Source organism: Streptomyces sp. NBC_00236, from assembly GCF_036195045.1.
In the GTDB taxonomy this organism is placed as follows: Bacteria; Actinomycetota; Actinomycetes; order Streptomycetales; family Streptomycetaceae; genus Streptomyces.
Window position 1 is genome coordinate 6,893,673 of sequence record NZ_CP108100.1, and the last position, 24,505, is coordinate 6,918,177.

Consider the following 24,505-nt stretch of genomic DNA (forward strand, 5'->3'; position numbering starts at 1 on the left):
GCTGAAGCGGAATCGCCCGCAAGCAGAGCGCTGCGGACGGGAGTTGGCGCGCAGATGAATGTGCGCCCAGCGCCTTCCAAAGAACATGTGACATGTGCCATTGTACAGACGGCCGCGGTTGAGGTCGTGCTCATGTCATCAGTCGGATTCATGGACCCGACTGTCATGGGTTGGTTCAAGGACCGACTGTCATGGGCCGGTTGAAGGACCGGCTGTCATGGGCCGGTTCATGGGCCGGCCCTCCGGCCCCGACCGCGCCATCCCCCACGCCGCGCACCGTCGCGCGGCACCACACCGCTGGGAGGCGGCACGTGAAGAACCGTACGGTTCGACAGAGATTCACCGGCTTGTCCACCGTGGCCCTGGCGGCCTGTCTGGGTGTCGGCATGCTCGCCGCACCGAGCCGGGCCGCCGAGCCCCGGACCTCCGCCCCGGCAGCCGCCGCCACGACCGCCGCCGCGGGCAAGGCCGTTGCTCCCGGGACGCCCGAGCCGGGCGGCCCCGCCGCGCAGGCACTCACCGCGCCCGTCCAGGACCCCGGCCACATCGGTGGCACGGCCCTGAAGCCCGCCGACCGGGCACCGCAGACCGCGTCCAGGGACGCGCTGAAGCGCGACTACGACGACCCGCGCGCCACCGCGCCGAGCCACCCGGCCCCTTCGATGAAGGCCAAGGCCCGCTCCGCGGCGAAGGCCGCCGGAATCGCCCCTGCCGCCGCCTGCTCCGTCGCCGACTTCACCAGCCGCACCGGCAGCGCCCTGGTGCAGCAGATCAAGTCGTCGACGACCGACTGTGTCAACACCCTGTTCACGGTCAAGGGCAACGACGGCTACCTCGCCTTCCGCGAGGCCCAGATGGTCACCGTCGCCCAGGCCCTGCGCGACGGATCGGCCGCGTACCCGGGTGACAGCAGCACCGGCATGCCCCAGCTGGTGCTGTTCCTCCGGGCCGGCTACTACGTGCAGTACTACGACCCCGCCACCGTCGGCGACTACGGTGACGCGCTCCGCACCGCCATCCAGGGCGGGCTCGACGCCTTCTTCGGCTCCGCGCACGCCTACGACGTCACGGACGCCAACGGGGAGACCCTGTCCGAAGCCGTCGTCCTCATCGACAGCGCTGTACAGAACGCCCGCTACCTGTCCGTCGTCAAGCGCCTGCTCGCCGACTACGACTCCTCGTACGACAGCTCCTGGTACATGCTGAACGCCGTCAACAGCGTCTACACGGTGACCTTCCGGGGCCACCAGGTGCCCGAGTTCGTCAGCGCCGTCCAGGCCGACCCGAGCCTGCTCGACTCGCTCGCCGGCTTCGCCCGCGACCACCTCGACCTGCTGGGCACGGACCGCTCCTACCTGACCTCCAACGCCGGTCGCGAGCTCGGGCGCTTCCTCCAGGAGGAGCAGCTGCGGCCCAAGGCGCGCCCGCTCGTCATCGACCTGCTCGGCCGCAGCTCCCTCACCGGGCCCACCGCACCGCTCTGGGTCGGTCTCGCCGAGATGACCGACTACTACGACCGGGCCAACTGCACCGCGTACAACACCTGCGACCTGGCGGCCCGCATCAAGAGCGCCGTCCTTCCCGTCGCGTACACCTGCAGCGACAGCATCCGCATCCTCGCCCAGCAGATGTCCTCGGCCGACCTCTCGGCGGCCTGCACCAGCCTGAAGGGCCAGGACGCCTACTTCCACGGGATCGCCCGCGACAGCGGACCGGTCGCCAACGACAGGAACACCACCATCGAGGTGGTCGTCTTCGATTCGAGCACCGACTACCAGACCTACGCCGGAGCCATCTACGGCATCGACACCAACAACGGCGGAATGTACCTGGAGGGCGACCCGGCGGCGGCCGGCAACCAGCCGCGCTTCATCGCCTACGAGGCCGAATGGGTGCGCCCCGCCTTCCAGATCTGGAATCTCAACCACGAGTACACGCACTACCTCGACGGGCGCTTCAACATGTCCGGCGACTTCGAGGACGGCCTCACCACGCCGACCATCTGGTGGGTCGAGGGCTTCGCGGAGTACGTCTCCTACTCCTACCGTGACGTGACCTACGACGACGCCGTCACCCAGGCCGCCGCACACACCTACACCCTGCGCTCCCTGTTCGACACCACCTACGAGAACGCCGACCAGACGCGTATCTACAACTGGGGCTACCTGGCCGTCCGTTACATGCTCCAGTCACACCGTGCCGATGTGGACACGCTCCTGGGGCGCTACCGCAACGGTGACTGGAACGGTGCCCGCACCCTGCTCACCTCCACCATCGGCAGCCGCTACGACGCCGACTGGAACGCCTGGCTGACTGCGTGCGCGGCCGGCAACTGCGGCACCCTCGGCAACCCGCCGACCGAGCCGACGGCCGAGTGCACCGCGAGTGACGTCCGGGAGCTCGGCGAGGACTGTGCCCGGAGCGGACGGCAGGCCACCCGGGGCAACTACTCCTACCTGTACCTCTACGTGCCCGCCGGAACCACCCGGCTCACGATCACCACGAGCGGCGGCACGGGCGACGCCGACCTCTACTACAACGCCAACGGCTGGGCCACCACCGGCGCCTACACCTCACGGTCGACCGGCAGCGGCAACGCCCACACGCTGACGGTCGACAACCCGGCGGCAGGAGCGCACTACATCAGCCTCTACGCCGTGCAGGACTTCGGCGGGGTGAAGGTCTCCACGCAGTACTGACCGGTCCCCGGGGGCCACGGACGCGGCCGGCCGCGTCCGTGGCCCTCAGAGCAGCCGAAGGGTGCCGGGGGCGGTCTCGTCCCGGATGATCTCCAGCAGCCGGTCGAAGAGCGTCGGCCCCAGGCCGGCCTCCGCCTGTGCCAGTTCCTGCCGCAGCCGCGGCAGGTTGCTCGTATGGGCGCGGCCGGAGAGGCCGCGGAGAAATCGCGCGGTCTCGTCGTGGTCCAGAGCCCGTGCGGACCGTGCGTGGTCCCGCCACTCGATGACGAAGTCGCCGTCGTCCGGCGTGCCCATCCCGCCTCTCAGGCAGTCCGCGAAGGAGTCGAGGCCCCGGCCGAAGTAGCCGCCCGGCCCGTTCACCGCCTCGCCCAGCACGTCCCAGAAGCGCTCCAGGCCGGTGACCTCGGAGCCGTCGATCACATAGGTCACGGTCATGGGGTGAGCGTACAAGTACCCCGCCCGGGAGGTCCGCGCCGCAGGTGGGGGGCTACGGCGCGGACCGGACCGGGGGTGCGGCTCAGCAGCCGTGGTCGACGAGGTCGAAGGTCTCGTAGTGGTCGGCGGTGTAGTAGTCCTCCTGGACCTCCTCGCCCGTGACGATGCGTCGCGCGCCGCGGGTGGGGGAGCCGGGGGTGATCACCGTGTACTCGTGGTAGTACCCGGTGCTCTGTCCGGGCAGGACGCCTTCACGGTTCTGGAAGACGGTCCCGTCCTGGTCGTACGGGAAGGGGCCGCCGGCGTCGATGAGGTCGAGGGTGTCGTGGGCCTGGGACGGCAGCGCGGAGTAACAGATGCTGCCGACCGAGGTGGTGGCGGCGGTCGCGGTCGCCGTGACCGGGCCGCCGACGAAGAGGACGGACAGGAGGGCGGCGACGCCGCCGAGCGTGGTGATCCGTGGGGGGATTCGCATAACCACCATGATGACGCGCGTAGATACCCTCCCGTCAACGCCAACAAGAGTGAATTTTCCTGGAGTTAACCGAGGAGACGGCACACACCGTGTGGCGGCGGACCGCAGCTGCTCAGCGCAGCACGGCCGACAGCAGGTCCGTGCCCAACGCCGCCGTCGCGGAGAGGTCGAGGGTGTAGTGGACGTAGCGGCCGCGCCGCCGGGCCGTGAGCAGACCGGCGTGGCGCAGCACGGCGAGATGGCGGGACACCTCGGGGGACGAGAGGTCCCAGGCGTGGGCCAGCTCGCCGGTGGTGTGCGGGCCGCGGGCCAGGGTGCGCAGCAGCCGTAGCCGTACCGGATGCGCGAGCGCCGTCAGCCGCAGGGTGACGGTTTCCAGTGGTACCGGCTCCGCCGGACCCGGCGCGGCCACGGGGTACTGCACCACCGGCTGCCACCCGGGCGCGTGGACCACCACGAGGTGCGGGCGCCCGAAGACGCTGGGGAGGAAGGTGGGCCCGGCGCCGTGGGCGGTGGTCGCGTTGTCCTGCAGCTTGTCCACGACGATGCTGTCGCCGTCCGGGGACAGGGTGACCGCGTCGGAGACCGACGCGAGTGCCGCCCCGAGACCCTGGCGCTTCAGCAGATCGTTCTTCAGCCGCAGGTCGGTGGCGATGCGCACGACGACGCTCGTCCAGGCAGCGTCGAAGAAGGCCTCGGCGCACTGTTCGAGGGTGTGGCGCACCCTCGCCCGCACGGCGGACGGATCCGAGAGCAGCCGTCGTGCGAAGGCCTCCTGCAACGGGCCGCGGGCCTGGGCCAGGTCCAGGGCGCGCTCGCGCGCGGTCGTGTCGGCGAGCGGCGACGGCGCGCCGAAGCGGACCCGGTTGCTGCCGCACGTGGTGACGAGCGCGGACCTCACATACGTTTCGTCGTCGATCCGGTCCACGTCGTCCAGTTCCTCGGCGAGGGTCGGCCGGGGACGCGCGGGGACCAGGAAATCGGCTCGTGAGGAACGCCAGAGGAACTCCGCCTCCCCGAGCCGCTCGGCCAGCTCCGGCCGCAGCCCCGCCCGGACATCCCCGGCCCAGCCGGCGAGTTCCGGATGATGCCCGGGCTCGGCCAGCACGTGCAGCATCGCGGTCAGCTCGGCCAGCGGGGAGGCGGCGAACCGCAGTCGCCCGGACGGCAGGCCGCTGATGTCGATCCTCAGCGTCACCCCCTCATCATCACCGACGGTACGGCCGGGTGCGGTGTCGGTTGACGATGTCCGTCAACCGACGGGCCCGGTCAGGAGGTTCGAACCGACCGTTGACGCCATGGCAACCACCACCAAGCTCCAGCCGCGCGCTCTCGTCCGGGCCTCCGGAGGCCCCCGCTATGCCGTCGCCCTGGCGGTGGACGCGCTGGGCACCGGTCTGCTGCGGCCCTTTCTGCTGCTCTACGGGGTCACCGTGCTGAGGCTGTCCGCGCCCGCCACCGGCATCGCCATGACGATCGGCGTCGTCGTGGGCCTGGTGTGCATGCCCGTGGTCGGCCGCTGGCTGGACCGGGGCGCGCGCAGCACGGTCGTGGCAGCGTCGATGCTCGTGCGGGTGCTGGGTGTGGCGCTGCTGCTGGCCACTCCGGCGGGAGACGCCCGGCTCTTCGCGACGGCGGCGCTCTTCCTCGGCATCGGCAACCAGGCGTGGCCGGCCGCCCACGCGGCTCTCGTCGCCACGGTCGCCCACGGCCGGGAACGCGACGCCGCGCTCGCGGGAGGCCGCGCCCTGCGCAACGCCGGCCTGGGCGTGGGGGCGCTTCTCGCCACCGCATGCCTGGCGGGCGGCACCACCGCCTTGCGGGCGCTGGCAGTCGTCACGGGGCTCGCCTATCTCGCTGCGGCGGCCCTGGCGTGGTCCGTCCATGTGCACGCCCGCCCGTCCGCTTCCCCGGTCGAGGAGGGGCGCGACGGGCCGCCGCCCCGCATGCGCGTCCTGCTGGCCGCCAACGTGATCTACGTCTTCTGCCTCAACGTCCCCGAAATCGCCCTGCCCCTGGTCCTGGTGACCCAGTTGCACGCGTCCCCCGTGTGGTCGGCGGCCATCTTCGTGGCGAACACGGTGCTCGTGGTCACCCTGCAGATTCCGGTCACCGTCCTGCTGTCCCGCTTCCCCCGCCGAGCGGTGCTGGTCCTGGCCGGCGCGGTCCTGACCGTGTCCTACCTCGGCTTCCTCGCGGCCACCTCACTGGGACCCGGCTGGGGTGCCGCGGCCGTCGCCGCGGTCTCCGTGGTCTGCACCATCGGCGAGATCATCTACGCCGGCAGCGCCACCGCACTCGTCACGGCCCTCGCCCCGGCCCACGTCCTGGGACGCACCCTCGCGCGCTTCCAGTTCTCCACGGGCCTCGGCCTCGCCGTGTCCCCGGCCGTCATCACCACGCTCGCACCCCACGGCCCGGCCGCCCTCTGGGGCAGCCTCGCCGCCGCGACGCTTCTCTCCGCGTCCGCCGTGGCCGCCGAGAAGGACCAACGGCCGACGCCGGGCGTGCGCAGTCCGATGCAGTCGGCAACCGCCCACGACGACGGCTACGACTGCAAACGAGCCTGAGATCCGCATGGCACCCACGGCGGAGTTGCCGGGAACACCCTCCCTGTGAAGCTTCGGCAAGCGTGACAGCCCGTAGGCGGGGCATGCATGGAGTGAGCACCTTCGAGAACAGGGGGCGATTCACTGTGTGGGCGGGGGAAACGATGGAGCGTCAGGAACTGGCCCGGCTGCATCGCAGAGTCGGCCGCGCCGATGTGGCGGCCGTATCCGAAGTGCGGGGCGCGGTACGGGATTTACTGCGGTATCGATGGGAGGAGGAGCCCGCGCAGGTGGCCGAGCTGCTGCTCAGCGAGCTGGTGACCAACGCGCTGGTCCACACGGACGACGGAGCGGTCGTCGCCGTGAGCGTGGCACCGCAGAGGCTGCGCGTGGAGGTACGGGACTTCGTCCCGGACATGCCCGTGTCGCACGTACCGGACGCCGACGACGGTACGCACGGCAGGGGACTCGTCCTGGTGGAGAGCCTCGCGGACTCCTGGGGGATCAGCTCCCATCCCCTGGGCAAAGTGGTCTGGTTCGAACTGGACGGCTAGGGTCTTCCGTTCGCGTCAGGCCGGACCCGCGAGCCCGGCATGACCCGAACGAGACGGCCCTGACGATCCGCGGGGATCGTCAGGGCCGTGTCCTGCACGTCCGCCTGGCGCCGCATCAGCCGAACTGCTGCTCCAGATCCTTCAGCTTCTGCTCCAGCGAGTCGAGCCGGGGCAGCGCCTGGGTGTCGTCCTCGACGGTGAGGTCGACGGTTCTCGGATCAGTCGCGTTCAGCTCCGGTACGTCCCTGGATTTCGGGCCGTTCACGGCTTGCAGGGATGGCCGGGGTCGCAGGGGCAGCTGACCCGGCTCCGATATGGCGGGCTCCGCGACGGACTGCGCGGAGCCCGTCGCGGGGGCGATGGCCTGGACGTCGACCTGGGCGCCGCCCCGGCCGACCCGTCCCCAGGCCCGGTTCTGCCGGTTCAGGGCCTTGATCTGCGCCCGGTCCAGCTTCTCCTGGTCCCTCCTGCGGAGACGGTTCTGCTCCTTCTCCCGGCGGTCCTCGCGTACCTCGTCGACCGCTTCGTCCAGCGTGCGTACGCCTTCGAGCAGCATCAGCGACCAGGCGCCGAAGGTCTCCCGGGGCGCGCGCAGCCACCGTACGATCCGGATCTGCGGCAGCGGGCGGGGCACGAGGCCCTGCTCGCGCAGCGCGGCCACCCGGGTCTGCTTCAGCGCCCGGTCGAAGAGCACGGCCGCCGAGAGCGACATCCCCGCGAAGAAGTGCGGCGCACCCGCGTGGTCCAGCCCGCGGGGTGCGTGCACCCAGTTGAACCAGGCGGCGGCACCGGCGAAGGTCCACACCAGCAACCGTGAGCCGAGCGCCGCGTCGCCGTGGCTGGCCTCGCGTACGGCGAGCACGGAGCAGAACATCGCCGCCCCGTCGAGGCCGAACGGCACCAGGTACTCCCAGCCGCCGGAGAGGCCGAGGTTCTGTGTGCCGAAGCCGACGAGTCCGTGGAAGGAGAGCGCGGCGGCGACCGCCGCGCAGCAGAACAGCAGTACGTACGAAGCGGTGGCGTAGAGCGCTTCCTTGCGTCTGCGCCGTTCCTCGCTGCGTTCCCAGGAGTCTTCGGCCGCGGATGTGTCAGAGGCGCGCTTGCCGCGCGCGACCACCGCCACCGCCGCCATGACCCCCGCCAGCAGCACGGCAGCCGGAAGCAGCCAGTCAAGCGATATGTCGGTCAGTCTCATGCGCGGTCCCTTGCGTTGCGATAGGGCGTTTCGGCCGCCATCGTGCCGGGGATTTCCTCGCGTTCAGGTGGTTTCGGGGCAAGAGAACGCCAATGGGGTGGCGGAGTCGACGGATTACCGCGATCTGGTCGAATGCCCGTATGCCGCAGACGAGTTGTGTTCGATTCGCGCCACCCTTGCGGGCGGTGTGGATCAGGAGCCGTCCGGCGCCGATCCACCGCATGGATCAGGGGGCGGGCGTCAGCTTCCGCACGCGGTCCGCATCGCAGGTGCGCGGGCAGGTGACACAGGTGTCCTCCGGCCGCAGTGTGTAGAACATGCAGCAGCTCGCCCGGTCCCGGGTGGGCAGCGACTCGCCGTTCGGTCCGGTCAGCTCACGGAAGCCGGCGGTGCCGACGTACGGCTTCGTGGTGCCCGGCAGGAGCGCCTCCAGTTCGGCCATCGCCCGCCGCTCCTCACCGAGGAGATGGGCGATGTACCAGAGGCCCTCGACGATCTCGTCGGTGGCCATGCCCCACAGGGCCCGCCTGCCGCGCCGCATCCGCGGGCCGAAGCCGTCGAGCACCGGGCCGATGTGTTCGGCGACGGAGGCGAGCACCTCGGCGCGCAGCGCGGCCTCGTCCGCCACCACGCGCGCGCCGGGCAGCTCCGCAGCCGGATCACCGGGCAGGCAGGCGAATTCCCGCACCCGTACGGTCAGATGGCCCAGCGCCCGCTGGAAGGCGACGTCCTCGACCGGGATCCTGGGTACCCGCCGGTGCAGGAACCACGGCACCGTCACGAGCAGACAGGCCGGCCAGGCGTACCGGTGCAGTCCGAAGCCGGCGATCACATCGGGCCGGGCCGGCTGCCCGTAGTCCCGCAGCACCTGCGCCTCGTCCCAGGCGAGGAAGGCGTCGAGTCCGCCTCCCCCGGCCGCGAGCTCGTGGGCGCCCACCCAGCCGGCACCGCCGGGGGCCGGCTCGCCGTCGTCGAGCGCCTCGGCGCGCAGCCCGGGAAAGACCTCGGCAAGACGCGCGTACGCGCCCGTGACCGCCGAGGCCGTCGTGCCCGGAAGGAGCGTGGGAAGGGTCATGCAGGGACCACCGAATCGCGATCGTTTGCAGGTTAGCCTTACCTTACCCGACGCGATCGATGTTTGAACTGCAGCCTCCTCCGCCTATCGTGCACAGGAGGCGCCGAGCACGCGAGCCGCGCCCGTGACCGGCCGAGGGGGTATCCGTGGAGCAGGGCAGAGCCCGTGACGACGTGTGGGCGCCGCATGCGTCCGCCGCGGCCGCGTCCACCTCCTCGTCGCTCCGGGTGCCCGAGCAGGCCCGCGGCGAGCACACCCACGGCGAGGCGCCCGTTCCCAGGGCCGCGGTGCGGCGGCACTCCGTACGCGGTCAGATCCTGGACGCCCTGCGCGCCGCCCTCGTCGACGGCGAGCTGGTCCCCGGGCAGGTCTACTCCGCCCCGGCGCTCGGCGCCCGCTTCGGGGTCTCGGCCACTCCCGTGCGCGAGGCCATGCAGCAACTGGCCGTGGAAGGGGCCGTCGAGGTGGTGCCGAACCGCGGCTTCCGGGTCGCGGAGCGCGGGCCGGGCGAGCTGGCCGAGCTGGCCGAGGTGCGGGCACTGCTCGAAGTCCCCGTCATGCTGCGGCTCGCCCGCACCGTCCCGCCGGCGGGCTGGTGCGCCCTGCGCCCGCTGGCCGACGCCACGGTCGCGGCGGCGGCCGTCGGTGACCGGGCGAGCTACGCGGAGGCCGACCGGGCCTTCCACGGAGCGGTGCTGACGCTGGCGGGCAACGCCCAGCTGGTGATCGTGGCCGACGAGCTGCACCGCCGCTCCCAGTGGCCCCTGGAGGGCAACCCCGTCACCCGCCGGGCCGACCTGCTGGCGGACGCGGCCGAACACACGGCCCTGCTGGACGCGCTGATCGCCCAGGACCTGGCCGTCGTGCAGTCACTCGTACGGGAGCACTTCGCGGGCTCCGACGGCTGAGCCCGCCCCCACGGCCGATCAGGGACCCGGTCCGGGGCATGCGCATCCCCGGACCCTCCCGTCGTCAGTTCGCCTCGGCCGTTTCCGGACCCGGCGGATCCAGATGCGGCGCCAGCCAGGTCGGCACGCCGCCCAGCAGCCGGAACAGCCGGCCCGCCTCGGCGCGCAGCCTGGTGGCCGCCTCCGGCTCCGGCTCGGCGTCCGCCATCGCGATGAGCGCCGGGGCCGTACCGACCAGATACCCCAGCTCCTCCCTTATCCGCAGGGACTCCGAGAAGCCGTGCCTGGCCTCGGCCAGCTCGCCCTCGCGCAGGGCGATCAGGGCCAGATGGCGCCAGGTGGACGAGAGCAGCAGCGCGTCCCCCTGCGCGGTGGCACCCGCGTGGGCCCTGCGGTACGCGGCGCGGGCGGCCTGGGGCGAGTCGGCGATGTTCTGCGCGATCAGGCCCCGCCGGAAGTCGAGCAGGGGGCGGCCCGCGGCTGCCGGGGCCAGGAGCGCCGCGGCCCGGCTCAGCGCCACCCGCGCCTCGTCGGCCCGGTCCCGCACGCCGAGCAGGGTCGAGGCGTAGGCGAGATAGCCGCGCTCACAGGCGGCGGCCCCCCGTTCGGCGTCGTCCTGGGCCATGGCCTCGGAGATGCGCAGCGCGTCCTCCGCCTCGGTCCAGCCCTGTCCGGTGTAGAGACACCGTTCGGTCAGCAGCGCCGTGCGCTGGAGCGCCGCGGCCGGGTCGGTGGCGGCGTCGTGTTCGAGCAGTGCCGCGGCGTCCGTCCAGCAGGCGCGTGACCGCAGCCGCCATACCGCTGTCTGGAGCGGCGGATCGTCATCAGCTGTCGTTCCGGAACCAGACATGGCGGTATCCGCCACATTGCCCTCCCCGAGCGCGCCATCGAGCTGTGGAGAGCGTCCGGCCCAGGGGGCCGGATGCTCTGAGTCTGGCCGCATCACAGCACGGAATGGCACGCCGGGCCAAGAGGTCGAGGCAATGTCAGGTGAAACTTTTCACAATCGGCGGGACCCCGCGGGAGCCACCGTGGCCCCCGGAATTCAGCTCATGCGCAGGGCGAGGAAGAAATCGAGCTTGTCCTCGAGCCGCGAAAGGTCACGCCCCGTCAACTGCTCGATACGCCCGACGCGGTAGCGCAGCGTGTTGACGTGGAGGTGCAGCCGGGCCGCGCAGCGGGTCCACGAACCGTCGCAGTCCAGGAACGCCTCCAAGGTGGGGATCAGTTCCGCGCGGTGCCGCCGGTCGTATTCGCGCAGCGGGTCGAGCAGCCGTGCGGTGAACGCGCGACGGACGTCGTCGGGCACGAACGGCAGCAGCAGCACGTGCGAGGCCAGCTCGTGATGGCCGGCCGCGCAGACCCGTCCCGGCCGGGCCGCAGCCACCCGGCGGGCGTGCCGGGCCTCCTCCAGGGCGCCGCGCAGCCCCTCCGGGGAGTGCACCGAGGCGCTGACACCCAGTGTCAGGCGGCCGTCGTCGGCGAGGCCCGCGGAAAGCGGCGCGCGCACGGTGGCCAGCAGGGCGTCGGCGTGCAGCGCGGGGTCCTGTGGCGGGCTCTCCCCGTCCGCGGCCCCGTCCGCCTCCGGCCGGGCGTCGGACAGGGCGGGCAGCGGTACGAGCGCGATGGCCTCGTCACCCGTGTGGGCGACCGCGATCCGGTCCGCCGAATCCGGCCCGGTCACCGCCGGGTCGACCAGGATCTCCTCCAGCAGCGCCTGGGCGACCGGGCCGCCCGCGATCCCGGAGCCCGTACCGCCTGGCGCTTCCGCCGCGTCCCACTCGACCCGGGCCACCACCACCTGCCAGTGCGGTGCGGTGCCGACGCCGGGCAGCAGGACCGGGGCGGCCACCCGCAGCCTGGCGGCGATCTCGGCGGGCGGGGCGCCCGCCTGGACGAGTTCCAGAACCTCCTGGGCGAGCCTGCGGCGCACCGTACGGGCTGCGTCGCGCCGGTCCCGTTCCACCGCGATCAGCTGGGTGACGCCCTGGAGCAGGTCGAGCCGGGCGGCCGGCCAGTCGCCCGCATCGGCCTCGACGGCCAGCAGCCAGTCGGAGAGTACCGACTCCCGCACATCGCGGGAGGCCGGCACGGCGCCCCGGCCGTTGTTGCGGATCGGGAAGAGCGAATACGTCACCCCGTCGACGGTGACCCGGTGCGGGGCACGCCGGCCGGAGCGCACCGCGGCCAGATGCAGCCCGGCCAGCTCCGTACCGGCAGGGCCGGAGAGCGGCGCGCCCGCGCCCGCGATCTGCCGGCCGGTGGGCGAGAGTACCCAGGCGTGCAGGTCGAGGTCGGAGCCGAGCAGATCGAGGACCACCTCGGGGCCACCGCCCGCGGGACCCGAGGTCATCAGCCTGCGGTGGCGGTCCACCACCGCGGCCAGGTCACCCGCCCGCTCGCCGGACACCTGGCGGACCACATGCTCGGTGATCGTTGCGAACGCGACGGTCTCATGCACGGCGAAGAGCGGCAGCCGGTGGTGGCGGCACGCCTCGACCAGATCGTCCGGGATGGCACCGAGCTCCGCCTCGCCCGCCGCGAGCCCGGCGACCCCGGCCCCCGACAGGATCCGTACGAACGGCTCCGAGTCCTTCGCGTCCCGGTGCCAGGCCAGCCCGGTCAGCACCAGCTCGCCGCCCGTGAGGTAGCGACTGGGGTCCTTCAGGTCCGTGGTCATCACGCCGCGGACCGACCGGTCCAGCTCCTCGTCGCCGCCGAGCAGCCGCAGGCCCAGCGCGTCGGTCTCCAGCAGTGCGCGCAGCCGCATCTCGTCGCCGCCGTTCTCATTCGTTGGTGCGGGTGAAAACTGGGTATTGCGGTGAGGTCACCGATCCCCGCCATTCGTTCGAATCTACAAGACGAGCGAGGAGACCAGCCAACTCCTTCATGGTTTCGGTGACTGCACCAGGTGGAGCAGGGCTTGTGTACTGAGTCACACACCGCGTGAACAAGACATGAACAAGTCGAGGGCCGGCCGTCTCCTGCCCCAGCGAACAACCCGATTGAGAAGAAGAGAGCCACTCATGGACTTCCTTCGCCCCGCCAGCTGGGAGGAGGCGCTCGCCGCCAAGGCCGAGCACCCGACGGCTGTACCCATCGCGGGCGGCACCGATGTGATGGTCGAGATCAACTTCGACCACCGGCGGCCCGAGTACCTCCTGGACCTGAACCGCATCGGTGAGCTGTCCGAGTGGGAGGTGGGCCAGGAGAGCGTACGGCTCGGCGCCTCGGTCCCGTACAGCGCCATCATGGAGCACCTGCGGACCGAGCTGCCCGGACTGGCGCTCGCCTCGCACACCGTCGCCTCGCCGCAGATCCGCAACCGCGGCGGTGTCGGCGGCAACCTCGGCACCGCGTCGCCCGCCGGTGACGCCCACCCGGCGCTGCTCGCCGCGGGCGCCGAGGTGGAGGCCGAGTCCGTCCGCGGGACCCGGCTGATCCCCATCGACGACTTCTACACCGGCGTCAAGCGGAACGCCCTGGCGCCGGACGAGCTGATCCGGGCCGTGCACATCAAGAAGGCCGACGGACCGCAGCAGTACTCCAAGGTCGGCACCCGCAACGCGATGGTCATCGCCGTCTGCGCCTTCGGCCTGGCCCTGCACCCCGAGACCCGCACGGTCCGCACCGGCATCGGATCCGCCGCCCCGACACCCGTACGGGCGAAGGAGGCCGAGGCCTTCCTGAACGCCGCGCTGGAGGAGGGCGGGTTCTGGGACAGCCGGACCGTCATCACGCCCTCCGTCGCCAAGCAGTTCGCCACGCTCGCCGCGGGCGCCTGCAACCCGATCGACGACGTGCGCGGCACCGCGAGCTATCGCCGCCACGCGGTCGGGATCATGGCCCGCCGGACCCTCGGCTGGACCTGGGAGTCGTACCGCGGCAACGGCCGCAGCACCGAAGGAGCTGCCTGATCATGCGCGTCAATTTCACGGTCAACGGCCGACGTCACGAGGCCGACGACGTCTGGGAGGGCGAGTCCCTCCTGTACGTCCTGCGTGAGCGGATGGGCCTGCCCGGCTCCAAGAACGCCTGCGAGCAGGGCGAGTGCGGCTCCTGCACGGTCCGCCTCGACGGCGTCCCGGTCTGCTCCTGTCTGGTCGCCGCCGGCCAGGTCGAGGGCCGCGAGGTCGTCACCGTCGAGGGCCTCGCCGACTTCGCCGCCCACCGCTCCGAGGCCCACCCCGGCACCGGCTGCGCTTCGGGCGCCTGCGGTACCACGGTCGACCAGGCGCAGCGGTGGAAGGCCAAGCCGACCGGCGAGGAGACCCGGGACACCGGGGAGCTCTCCCCGATCCAGCAGGCGTTCATCGACGCCGGAGCCGTCCAGTGCGGCTTCTGCACCCCCGGCCTGCTGGTTGCAGCCGACGAGCTCCTGGAACGCACCCCGGAACCGTCCGACGCGGACATCCGCGAGGCGCTCTCCGGCAACCTCTGCCGCTGCACCGGCTACGAGAAGATCCTCGACGCGGTCCGCCTCGCGGCCGCCCGCGCGGAAGAGGCGGTCTAGCCATGGGCGTCACCGGTTCCCCCACCAACATCAACCAGGGCACCCGCACCAAGGGCGGCATCGGCGAGTCCACGCTCCGCCCCGACGGGATCCTGAAGGTCACCGGCGAGTTCGCGTACTCCTCGGACATGTGGCACGAGGACATGCTCTGGGGACACACCCTGCGGTCCACCGTCGCGCACGCCGAGATCGTCTCGATCGACACCTCCGAGGCCCTCGCCACCTCGGGCGTCTACGCCGTCCTCACCTACGACGACCTGCCGACCGCGGTGAAGAACTACGGCCTGGAGATCCAGGACACCCCCGTCCTGGCCCACGGCCGGGTCCGCCACCACGGCGAGCCGGTGGCACTGGTCGCCGCCGACCACCCCGAGACGGCCCGCCGCGCCGCCGCGAAGATCAGGATCGACTACCGCGAGCTGCCGGTCGTCACCGACGAGGCCTCCGCGACCGCGCCCGACGCACCCCTCCTCCACGAGGGCCGCGAGGACCACCACATCGGGCACGTACCGCACCCCAACATCGTCCACCGCCAGCCGATCGTCCGCGGTGACGCGGAGGCCGCGAAGGCCCGCGCCGATGTCGTGGTCAGCGGGGAGTACGTCTTCGGCATGCAGGACCAGGCCTTCCTCGGCCCCGAGTCCGGACTCGCCGTGCCCTCCGAGGACGGCGGCGTCGACCTGTACGTCGCCACCCAGTGGCTGCACTCCGACCTCCGCCAGATCGCCCCCGTCCTCGGCCTGCCCGAGGACAAGGTCCGCATGACGCTCTCCGGCGTCGGCGGCGCCTTCGGCGGCCGCGAGGACCTGTCGATGCAGATCCACGCCTGCCTGCTGGCGCTGCGCACCGGCAAGCCGGTGAAGATCGTCTACAACCGCTTCGAGTCCTTCTTCGGGCACGTCCACCGTCACCCCGCCAAGCTCTGGTACGAGCACGGCGCCACCCGTGACGGCAAGCTCACGCACATGAAGTGCCGCATCGTGCTGGACGGCGGCGCCTACGCGTCCGCCTCGCCGGCCGTGGTGGGCAACGCCTCCTCGCTCGCGGTGGGCCCGTACGTCATCGACGACGTCGACATCGAGGCCATCGCGCTCTACACCAACAACCCGCCGTGCGGTGCGATGCGCGGCTTCGGCGCGGTCCAGGCCTGCTTCGCCTACGAGGCGCAGATGGACAAGGTCGCCGCCGAACTCGGCATGGACCCGGTCGAGTTCAGGCAGCTCAACGCCATGGAGCAGGGCACCCTGCTGCCGACCGGCCAGGTGGTCGACTCACCCGCACCGGTCGCCGAACTGCTGCGTCTGGTCAAGGCCAGGCCGCTGCCGCCCGAGCGCCAGTGGGAGAGCGCCGGCGAGCACCCCGACGTGCGCGCACTGCCCGGTGGGCTCTCCAACACCACGCACGGCGAAGGCGTCGTACGCGGGATCGGCTACGCGGTCGGCCTGAAGAACGTCGGCTTCTCCGAGGGCTTCGACGACTACTCCACCGCCCGGGTGCGCATGGAGGTCATCGGCGGCGAACCCGTCGCGACCGTGCACACCGCCATGGCGGAGGTCGGACAGGGCGGCGTCACCGTGCACGCCCAGATCGCCCGTACCGAACTGGGCGTCTCCCAGGTCACCATCCACCCGGCCGACACCCGCGTCGGCTCGGCGGGCTCCACGTCCGCGTCCCGCCAGACCTACGTCACCGGCGGCGCCGTGAAGAACTCGTGCGAGGCCGTCCGGGAGCAGGTCCTGGAGATCGGCCGCCGCAAGTTCGGTACGTACCACCCGGCCTGGGCCACCGCCGAACTCCTCCTGGAGGGCGGCAAGGTCGTCACCGACGGCGGCGAGGTGCTCGCCGACCTGGCCGATGTGCTGGAGGACGAGGCGGTCGACGTCGAGCTGGAGTGGCGCCACCGGCCCACCGAGGCCTTCGACCTGCGGACCGGACAGGGCAACGGCCACGTCCAGTACTCCTTCGCCGCGCACCGCGCGGTCGTCGAGGTCGACACCGAGCTCGGCCTGGTCAAGGTCATCGAACTGGCCTGCGCCCAGGACGTCGGCAAGGCGCTCAACCCGCTCTCCGTCCTCGGCCAGATCCAGGGCGGCACCCTCCAGGGCATGGGCATCGCCGTCATGGAGGAGATCATCGTCGACCCGAAGACCGCGAAGGTACGCAACCCGTCCTTCACGGACTACCTCCTGCCCACGATCCTCGACACCCCGACCATCCCGGTCGATGTGCTCGAACTCGCCGACGACCACGCCCCGTACGGGCTCCGTGGCATCGGCGAGGCCCCCACCCTGTCGTCGACCCCGGCCGTCCTCGCGGCGATCCGGAACGCGACCGGGCTGGAGCTCAACCGGACCCCGGTCCGACCGGAGCACCTCACCGGCACCTGACCGGAGCTCCGCCACAGCTCTCCGGGCGGTGCGCGCCTGACGGGAACGTCACACTTCCTTCGCCCGTACCGCCCGGAGATCCCAAGTTCCGCACCGCTAGCGGCCCTTGACCTGATGTACGCAGTTCCCGTTCCCCATGCATGAACAGTTCGTCTCGGGCCGTCCCCCGGGTCGTGCAGCCAGAGCATTCATCCCAAATCCCGCATCTCCACTCACCATCGCGGGTGCCCCTGTGAACCTTGGGAGTCAGGCATCATGACCCAGCAGTCAGTGGAACCGAAGACCGGTGCGGAGGACGCGGGCCCGGGCTCGCGCGTCCCCGCGGGCAGATCGTGGCTCGACCGGTACTTCCACATATCCGAACGCGGATCGACCGTGGCCACCGAAGTGCGCGGCGGCGTCACGACCTTCATGGCCATGGCGTACATCCTGCTGCTCAACCCGCTGATCCTCGGCGGCAAGGACGTCGACGGCAACCTCCTCAGCCAGCCCGGCCTGATCACCGCGACCGCGCTCGCGGCGGCTGCGACCACCCTGCTGATGGGCTTCGTCGGCAAGGTCCCCCTCGCGCTCGCCGCGGGACTCAGCGTCTCCGGCGTCCTGTCCTCGCAGGTAGCCCCGGAGATGACCTGGCCGCAGGCCATGGGCATGTGCGTGATGTACGGCCTGGTGATCTGCCTCCTGGTGGTCACCGGTCTGCGTGAGCTGATCATGAACGCGATCCCGCTCCCGCTGAAGCACGGCATCACCATGGGCATCGGCCTGTTCATCGCCCTGATCGGCCTCTACAAGGCCGGGTTCGTGGGGAAGGGCACCGCCACTCCGGTGACCCTCGGCCCCGCCGGTGAACTCGCCGGCTGGCCCGTCCTCGTCTTCGCGGTGACCCTGCTGCTGATCTTCATGCTGCAGGCCCGCAACATCCCCGGCGCGATCCTCATCGGCATCGTGGTCGGCACCGTGATCGCCGTCGTGATCAACAAGGTCGCCGACGTCGACCCGAAGATCTGGAGCAGCGGCCCGCCCGAGCTCAAGGGCTCCGCGGTCTCCTCACCCGACTTCTCCCTCTTCGGGGACGTCGAGTTCGGCGGCTGGGGCGACGTCGGCGCGATGACCGTCGGCTTCATCGTCTTCACCCTGGTGCTGGCCGGCTTCTTCGACGCGATGGCCACCATCATCGGGGTCGGTACGGAGGCCAAGCTCGCCGACGACAGGGGCCGGATGCCGGGCCTGTCCAAGGCGCTGTTCATCGACGGCGCGGGCGGGGCGATCGGCGGCGTCGCCGGCGGCTCCGGCCAGACGGTCTTCGTCGAGTCGGCGACCGGGGTCGGGGAGGGTGCCCGGACCGGACTCGCCTCCGTCGTCACGGGACTCTTCTTCGCCGCCTGCCTCTTCTTCACCCCGCTCACGGCGATCGTGCCGGCCGAGGTGGCCTCCGCCGCCCTGGTCGTCATCGGCGCCATGATGATGCAGAACGCCCGGCACGTGGACTGGAGCGACCGCTCCGTCGCCATCCCGGTCTTCCTGACCGTGGTCCTGATGCCGTTCACGTACACCATCACCACCGGTGTGGCCGCGGGCGTCATCAGTTACGTCGCCATCAAGGCGGCCCAGGGCCGGGCCCGCGAGGTCGGCGCCTTCATGTGGGGGCTGACGGTGATCTTCGTCATCTACTTCGCCCTGAACCCGATCGAGAGCTGGCTCGGCGTCAGCTGACGCCGCCGCTCCCCACATCCGCCAAGGAGACCGAGATGCTGGACATCGCCGAGGAGCTCGACCGGTGGGCCGGGCAGGGACGCGACTTCGCCGTGGCCACCGTCGTCGCCGTCGGCGGCAGCGCGCCCCGCCAGCCGGGTGCCGCACTGGCCGTCGACCGTGACGGCACGGCGATCGGCTCGGTCTCCGGCGGGTGTGTGGAGGGCGCGGTGTACGAGCTGTGCCGACAGGCCCTCGATGACGGCAGAGCCGTACGGGAGCGGTTCGGCTACAGCGACGAGACCGCCTTCGCGGTCGGCCTGACCTGCGGGGGCGTCATCGACATCCTGGTGACCCCGGTCCGGGCGGACGACCCTGCCCGCCCGGTGTTCGCCGCCGCGCTCGCCGCCGCCTCGCGGGGAGAGGCGGCGGCGCTGGCCCGGATCACCGAGGGGCCGGCCGAACTCCTCGGCCGGCCCCTGCTGGTCCACCCCGACGGCCGTGACGAGGGCGGGCTCGGCGGACACCCGGAGCTGGACCGCACCGCGGCGGCCGAGACCCGGGCCGTGCTGGATGCGGGCCGCACCGGCACCCTCACCATCGGCGCGGACGGCTCGCAGTGCGGGCAGCCGCTCACGCTGCTCGTCGAGTCCAGCGTCCCGCCACCCCGGATGATCGTGTTCGGGGCCATCGACTTCGCCTCCGCGCTGGTGCGGGCCGGGAAGTTCCTCGGCTACCACGTCACGGTGTGCGACGCCCGTCCCGTCTTCGCGACCGAGGCCCGCTTCCCGGACGCCGACGAACTGGTCGTCGACTGGCCGCACCGCTATCTGGCCACCACCGGCGTGGACGCCCGTACCGTCCTGTGCGTCCTGACGCACGACCCCAAGTTCGACGTCCCGCTCCTGGAGGCGGCCCTGAAACTGCCGGTCGCGTACGTCGGTGCGATGGGCTCGCGCCGCACCCACCTGGAGCGCAACGACCGGTTGCGCGAGGTGGGCGTCACCGAGCTGGAGCTCGCCCGGCTGCACTCGCCGATCGGTCTCGACCTCGGCGCCCGTACGCCCGAGGAGACGGCCCTGTCGATCGCCGCCGAGATAGTCGCCGACCGCCGCGGCGGCAGCGGCGTTCCGCTGACCGGAGCGCACACCCCGATCCACCCCGGCGGCGCCCCGGCACCGGCCGGGCGCATCGGTTCCGTGGCCTGAACGGCCTCCACCGCGCGGCGCCCGACGGCGCCGCGAAGAGACCCGCAGACCGTGAATGTCTGGGGGTCCCGTGGCCGCGCGGACGTCTTGGCGGTCCGTCCTCTCCGGGCGGGTTGCCGCCACGGCGGTTTCACGCCAGAGGTGAACCGCACCGCGGCCGCGATTTTGCCGGTAAATCAGCTGCATGACATTTATCTCCTCCTCCGCCTCCGGCCGGGCGAGATCCGCCCGTGCGGGTCGCAGAGCCCTGCTCATAGCGACCTCCGTCGCCCTCGTGAGCGGTGCTCTGCTGCCGGCAGCCGGCTCCGCTTCCGCCGCAGGCGGCCCCGCCCCGGCCGCCGGCCGCGAAGGGACTCCGGTCCAGACCTACGACATCACCCTGCTCACCGGGGACGTCGTCCACTACACCGACGTCCCCGGCACGCAGGACACGGTGACCGTGGACCGCCCCGACGGCGCACAGGGCGGGGTCCACGTCCAGCAGGCCGGAGAAGACCTCTACGTCCTGCCCGACGAGGCGCAGTCACTGCTCGCCGCCGGCAAGCTGGACCGCCGCCTCTTCAACGTCACCGCCCTCGCGAAGATGGGCTACGACGACGCGAAGAGCGGCGGCATCCCGCTGATCGCCACCTACCCGGCGAGCAAGGCCCGTTCACTGCCCGCCGCGCCGCGCGGCAGCAAGAGGGTCCGGACGCTGGAGTCCATCCACGGCGCGGCGCTGAAGGCCGGCAAGGACACCACGCGCGCGTTCTGGGACGACATCGCCCGCACGCCGAAGACCCGCTCCCTCGACAACGGCATCGCCGAGCTCTGGCTCGACGGCCGCGTCGAGGCCGCGCTGAAGGACTCCGTCCCGCAGGTCAACGCCCCACAGGCCTGGGCCGAGGGCTACGACGGCAAGGGCACCAAGATCGCCGTCCTGGACACCGGCATCGACCAGGACCACCCGGACGTCAAGGACCGCGTCCTGGAGGCCAGGAGCTTCGTCCCGGGTGAGGACGTCGACGACAAGCACGGTCACGGTACGCACGTGGCATCCACGATCGCGGGTTCCGGTGCCGCGTCGGACGGCGCCAACAAGGGCGTCGCCCCGGCCGCGGACCTGCTCGTCGGCAAGGTGCTGGACAACAGCGGCTCGGGTGCTGACTCCGGCATCATCGAGGCGATGGAGTGGGCGAAGGCGGAAGGCGCCGACGTCGTCTCCATGAGCCTCGGCTCCACCATCCCGGACGACGGTTCCGACCCGATGGCGCAGGCCGTCAATGCCCTGTCCGCGGACGGCGGTCCGCTCTTCGTGATCGCCGCGGGCAACGCGTACGGCGCCGGCACGATCGGCTCGCCCGGCTCCGCCGACAAGGCGCTCACCATCGCCGCCGTCGACAAGCAGGACAACCGCGCGGACTTCTCCTCCATGGGCCCGCTCACCCGCTCCCACGGCCTCAAGCCGGACCTCTCCGCACCCGGCGTCGGCATCAACGCGGCGGCCTCGCAGTCGGTTCCGGGCGTCGAAGGCATGTACCGGTCGATGGACGGTACGTCGATGGCCACTCCGCACGTCGCGGGCGCCGCGGCCATCGTGAAGGAGCGGCACCCCGACTGGTCCGGTCAGCGCATCAAGGACGCGCTGATGACCTCGTCCAAGGTGCTGCCCGCCTACACCCCGTACGAGCAGGGCACCGGCCGGCTCGACGTGAAGGCCGCGATCGACACGACGATCGAGGCCACCGGTTCCGTCGAGGTCGCGTCCTACAACTGGCCGCACAGCGCCTCGGACCCCGTCGCCGAGCGGACGATCACGTACCGCAACAGCGGCACGGAGGACGTCACCCTCGACCTGGCGACGGACAGCGAAGCGGACGCCTACACGCTGTCGGTGAAGCAGCTGACCGTCCCGGCCGGCTCGACCGCCGAGGCGGTGCTCTCGCTCGACCCGTCCAAGGTCGCGGTCAACACCACGTTCTCCGGACAGGTCCTCGCGAAGGACGCCTCCGGAGCCGTCGTCGCACACACCGGCTTCGCGCTGAACAAGGAGCAGGAGCTGTACGACCTGACGCTCCAGCTGCGCGACCGCGCGGGCAAGCCGATGGACGGCATCGTCGTCCTCGGCGCGCTCGGCGACCCGAACCTGTCGCCCGTCCAGGTGTCCGGCGACACCACGCTCAGGCTGCCCCCGGGCAACTACACCGCCTGGTCCGCCGCCGACATCAAGGGCGACACGGCCGACTCCCAGGCCCTCGCCTTCCTGTCCGCCCCCGAGATCATCCTCGACAAGTCCGTCACCGTCGCCCTCGACGCGTCCAAGGCGCACAAGGTGAGCGCCAGAACGCCGCAGGAGGCGGAGACCCGGCAGCTGCGCTACGACATGGCGCGCACCGCCCCGGACGGCACCGTCCAGCGCGACGCGTACCAGATCCCGCTGACGTACGACCAGCTGTGGGCGAGCCCCACCGAGAAGGTCACCCAGGGAGACTTCTCCTTCCTGACCCGCTGGCGTCAGGGTGAGAAGCGGATCGACCTCACCGCCGGCGGACGCGACGTTCCGGTGGCGGCGCAGGGCGGCTCGGCCGTGGCCGAGGACAGCCGGCAGAAGCTGCGCAGCGTCTTCGCGGGCAACGGCGCCACCGCCGACTACGCGGCCCTCGACGCCAAGGACAAGGTCGTCGTGATCCGCAGCAGTGACGCGGTGGCTCCCGCCGACCGCGCCGCGGCGGCGATCGCGGCCGGCGCGAAGGCCCTCTTCGTCGTCAACCAGGGCGACGGCGTGCTGATGGAGACCTACGCCGACTACGGCATCACGCTGCCGATCCCGGTCGCCTCCGTCCAGCGCCTCGCGGGCGAGGCGCTGATCAAGGCCGCTCAGCGCGGTGAGAACGTGACTGTCGACCAGCTCCGGTACGCGAACTACGTCTACGACCTGGTCGACCGCCACGACGGCACGATCCCGGACCGCTCGCTCACCTTCGCACCGACCACCCGGCAGCTGGCGAAGGTGGAGAACACCTACTACGGAGACCGGGACGTCGTCGGCGGCGGCTTCCGCTACGACATCCCCGAATACGGCCCCGGCGTCGGCTTCGCTGAGTACGAGAAGTACCCCGCCACCCGCACCGAATGGGTCACCCCGCTGCCGGGTTCCTCCCACTGGTTCGAGCAGCACGAGATCTTCACCGAGACCGAGACCGGCACCGCCACCGCGCTGGAGCAGCGCGGCGACAGGACCGACTACACCGCCGGCCGCAGCTACCACGACGAGTGGTTCGCACCGGTCGCCCGCCCCCGGCTGGGCACCGGCTACTGGGGTCCGTTCAGGTCCGCCAACGACATGCAGTTCAACATCACCCCGTGGACGGACTCGGGCGCCGGTCACTCGGGCGCCATGCCCGCGGCGGAGTACGAAACCACCACGCTCGCCTTCTACCAGGGCGACACCAAGGTCAAGGGGTTCGCGGGCCGTGCGGGCTACGCCTGGGACCTCTCGCCCGAGAAGCTCCCGTACCGGCTGGTCCTCGACGCCTCGCGCGACGCGGAGACCTGGAAGACCTCGACCCGGACGCACACCGAGTGGGACTTCGTCTCGGGCGAGACCGACCCGCAGGGCGCCGTACGGGCCGATATCCCGCTCCTGCAGCTGGACTACGACGTGGCGACCGACCTGGCCGGTGACGTGAAGGCCGGGAAGTGGACGGAGATCGGTCTGTCGTCCATCACCCAGGAATGGCTGGAGGGCGCCGTGAAGGCGTCGAAGGCCTCCCTGTCGGTCAGTTACGACGACGGGAAGACCTGGAGCGCGGTGCAGCTGAAGAAGGACGCGGCCGGTTCCTGGACCGCCCGGTTCAAGACGCCGAAGAAGGGCGCCACGGCCGTGTCGCTCAAGGCGCACGCCGAGGCCGGCAACGGTCTCGCGGTGGAGCAGGAGATCATCCGGGCCTTCGGCCTGAAGTGACCTGCTGAGAGATCCGCTTGAGGCGGTCGCGCACCCCGGCCCGGGGTGCGCGACCGCCTTTCTTTCCCTGCCCTTGATGATCAAATTTTGTCTGCTTTGCCCGTATATGGCAGGCGATAACGCCAGAAAGGGACTTTTTGCGGTGTGGTGCGAGTTGCCACGGCTCCACCCGGAGGCTTATAAGAGGAGGGTGGCCGAGGCGATTCCGGGAATTCCGGGGACTGCCGCCATGGAGGTTTCCCATGTTTCTGACTCCGTCCGACACGGAGAAATTGCTGCTGAGTGTTGCCGGAATGGTCGCCCGTGACCGGCGGGAGCGGGGCGTGCGCCTCAACTATCCCGAGGCCGTCGCCCTGCTCGCCTGCTGGGCGATGGAACGGGCCCGCGAAGGGGCTCGCGTCGCCGACCTCATGACGGCGGGACGTTCTGTGCTCACCCGCGCTGACGTGCTCGAAGGTGTCCCGGAGATGCTCCACGACGTCCAGGTCGAGGCGACCTTCCCCGACGGGCGCAAGCTCGTCACGATCACCTCGCCGATCCCGTGATCCCCGGCGAGATCCGGACGGGATCCGGCGTACTGCACATTAATTCCGACCGTCCGAAAATTCGGCTCACCGTGGTGAATGACGGGGACCGTCCCATTCAGGTCGGATCCCATTTTCATTTCTTCGACGTCAATCCCGCGCTTTCCTTCGACCGGTTGTCGGCGAGGGGATTCCGGCTCGATATTCCGTCCGGCACGTCGCTGCGCTTCGAGCCCGGCGTCGGCGCGGAGATCACCCTCGTCGCGCTCGGCGGACGCGGGACCGTGCCCGGCATCGTCGTACCCGGTGCACCCCGGACGGACGCCCCAGTAGAGGAGGCCGTGTGAC

Annotated in this window: 19 protein-coding genes; 12 read left to right on the forward strand and 7 right to left on the reverse strand. The window is 71.3% G+C overall.

Annotation, left to right across the window (positions count from 1 at the left end; translation table 11 throughout):
* Positions 1 to 311: 311 nt before the first annotated feature.
* Positions 312 to 2,699 (forward strand): M9 family metallopeptidase, encoded by a 2,388-nt coding sequence (locus OG446_RS30760; RefSeq protein ID WP_328897060.1) that lies wholly within the window; start codon positions 312 to 314, stop codon positions 2,697 to 2,699.
* A gap of 45 nt (positions 2,700 to 2,744) precedes the next feature.
* Here OG446_RS30760 and OG446_RS30765 read toward each other — a convergent pair whose 3' ends face one another.
* From OG446_RS30765 to OG446_RS30775, 3 genes are all read right to left on the reverse strand, one after another.
* Positions 2,745 to 3,134, reverse strand: a complete 390-nt coding sequence (locus OG446_RS30765) for a barstar family protein (RefSeq protein ID WP_328897061.1) — start codon at positions 3,132 to 3,134, stop codon at positions 2,745 to 2,747.
* Positions 3,135 to 3,216: 82 nt separating this feature from the next.
* Positions 3,217 to 3,609, reverse strand: coding sequence for a ribonuclease domain-containing protein (locus tag OG446_RS30770; RefSeq protein WP_326656968.1), 393 nt, complete (start codon positions 3,607 to 3,609; stop codon positions 3,217 to 3,219).
* A gap of 112 nt (positions 3,610 to 3,721) precedes the next feature.
* Positions 3,722 to 4,807 (reverse strand): helix-turn-helix domain-containing protein, encoded by a 1,086-nt coding sequence (locus tag OG446_RS30775; RefSeq protein WP_328897062.1) that lies wholly within the window; start codon positions 4,805 to 4,807, stop codon positions 3,722 to 3,724.
* A 100-nt stretch (positions 4,808 to 4,907) separates the two neighbouring features.
* Here OG446_RS30775 and OG446_RS30780 point away from each other — a divergent pair, with 100 nt between their 5' ends.
* Positions 4,908 to 6,179, forward strand: coding sequence for an MFS transporter (locus tag OG446_RS30780; protein ID WP_328897063.1), 1,272 nt, complete (start codon positions 4,908 to 4,910; stop codon positions 6,177 to 6,179).
* Positions 6,180 to 6,322: 143 nt separating this feature from the next.
* Positions 6,323 to 6,712: an ATP-binding protein gene (locus tag OG446_RS30785; protein ID WP_328897064.1), complete on the forward strand. Its 390-nt coding sequence runs from the start codon at positions 6,323 to 6,325 to the stop codon at positions 6,710 to 6,712.
* Between the two features lie 115 nt (positions 6,713 to 6,827).
* Here OG446_RS30785 and OG446_RS30790 read toward each other — a convergent pair whose 3' ends face one another.
* Positions 6,828 to 7,907, reverse strand: a complete 1,080-nt coding sequence (locus OG446_RS30790; protein WP_328897065.1) for a DUF2637 domain-containing protein — start codon at positions 7,905 to 7,907, stop codon at positions 6,828 to 6,830.
* A 226-nt stretch (positions 7,908 to 8,133) separates the two neighbouring features.
* On the reverse strand, positions 8,134 to 8,982 hold the full coding sequence (locus OG446_RS30795; RefSeq protein ID WP_328897066.1) for a (2Fe-2S)-binding protein: 849 nt from the start codon (positions 8,980 to 8,982) through the stop codon (positions 8,134 to 8,136).
* A 146-nt stretch (positions 8,983 to 9,128) separates the two neighbouring features.
* Here OG446_RS30795 and OG446_RS30800 point away from each other — a divergent pair, with 146 nt between their 5' ends.
* The gene (locus OG446_RS30800; protein WP_328897067.1) at positions 9,129 to 9,890 is read left to right on the forward strand and encodes a GntR family transcriptional regulator; all 762 of its coding nucleotides are present in this window, start codon (positions 9,129 to 9,131) and stop codon (positions 9,888 to 9,890) included.
* Between the two features lie 64 nt (positions 9,891 to 9,954).
* On the opposite strand, the gene OG446_RS30805 is transcribed toward OG446_RS30800, so the two are convergent.
* Positions 9,955 to 10,740, reverse strand: a complete 786-nt coding sequence (locus OG446_RS30805; protein WP_328897068.1) for a hypothetical protein — start codon at positions 10,738 to 10,740, stop codon at positions 9,955 to 9,957.
* Positions 10,741 to 10,935: 195 nt separating this feature from the next.
* Positions 10,936 to 12,660: a PucR family transcriptional regulator gene (locus tag OG446_RS30810; protein WP_328897069.1), complete on the reverse strand. Its 1,725-nt coding sequence runs from the start codon at positions 12,658 to 12,660 to the stop codon at positions 10,936 to 10,938.
* A 256-nt stretch (positions 12,661 to 12,916) separates the two neighbouring features.
* Here OG446_RS30810 and OG446_RS30815 point away from each other — a divergent pair, with 256 nt between their 5' ends.
* The 8 genes from OG446_RS30815 (at position 12,917) to OG446_RS30850 (ending at position 24,504) form a co-directional block, all read left to right on the forward strand.
* On the forward strand, positions 12,917 to 13,807 hold the full coding sequence (locus OG446_RS30815) for an FAD binding domain-containing protein (RefSeq protein ID WP_328897070.1): 891 nt from the start codon (positions 12,917 to 12,919) through the stop codon (positions 13,805 to 13,807).
* A gap of 2 nt (positions 13,808 to 13,809) precedes the next feature.
* Positions 13,810 to 14,403: a (2Fe-2S)-binding protein gene (locus OG446_RS30820; protein WP_328897071.1), complete on the forward strand. Its 594-nt coding sequence runs from the start codon at positions 13,810 to 13,812 to the stop codon at positions 14,401 to 14,403.
* Between the two features lie 2 nt (positions 14,404 to 14,405).
* Positions 14,406 to 16,790, forward strand: coding sequence for a xanthine dehydrogenase subunit D (gene pucD, locus OG446_RS30825; protein ID WP_328897072.1), 2,385 nt, complete (start codon positions 14,406 to 14,408; stop codon positions 16,788 to 16,790).
* A 255-nt stretch (positions 16,791 to 17,045) separates the two neighbouring features.
* A complete protein-coding gene (locus OG446_RS30830) occupies positions 17,046 to 18,503 on the forward strand; it encodes an NCS2 family permease (RefSeq protein ID WP_328897073.1) in 1,458 nt (485 codons plus the stop codon).
* Between the two features lie 35 nt (positions 18,504 to 18,538).
* Positions 18,539 to 19,690 carry an XdhC/CoxI family protein gene (locus tag OG446_RS30835; protein ID WP_328897074.1) on the forward strand — a complete coding sequence of 384 codons (1,152 nt, stop codon included), beginning with the start codon at positions 18,539 to 18,541 and terminating at the stop codon, positions 19,688 to 19,690.
* 184 nt (positions 19,691 to 19,874) lie between these two features.
* Positions 19,875 to 23,633 (forward strand): S8 family serine peptidase, encoded by a 3,759-nt coding sequence (locus OG446_RS30840; protein ID WP_328897075.1) that lies wholly within the window; start codon positions 19,875 to 19,877, stop codon positions 23,631 to 23,633.
* Between the two features lie 242 nt (positions 23,634 to 23,875).
* A complete protein-coding gene (locus tag OG446_RS30845) occupies positions 23,876 to 24,178 on the forward strand; it encodes an urease subunit gamma (protein WP_148021623.1) in 303 nt (100 codons plus the stop codon).
* Positions 24,175 to 24,504, forward strand: a complete 330-nt coding sequence (locus OG446_RS30850) for an urease subunit beta (RefSeq protein ID WP_328897076.1) — start codon at positions 24,175 to 24,177, stop codon at positions 24,502 to 24,504. Before OG446_RS30845 ends, OG446_RS30850 begins: the two co-directional genes overlap by 4 nt.
* The last annotated feature ends 1 nt before the right edge of the window (position 24,505 follow it).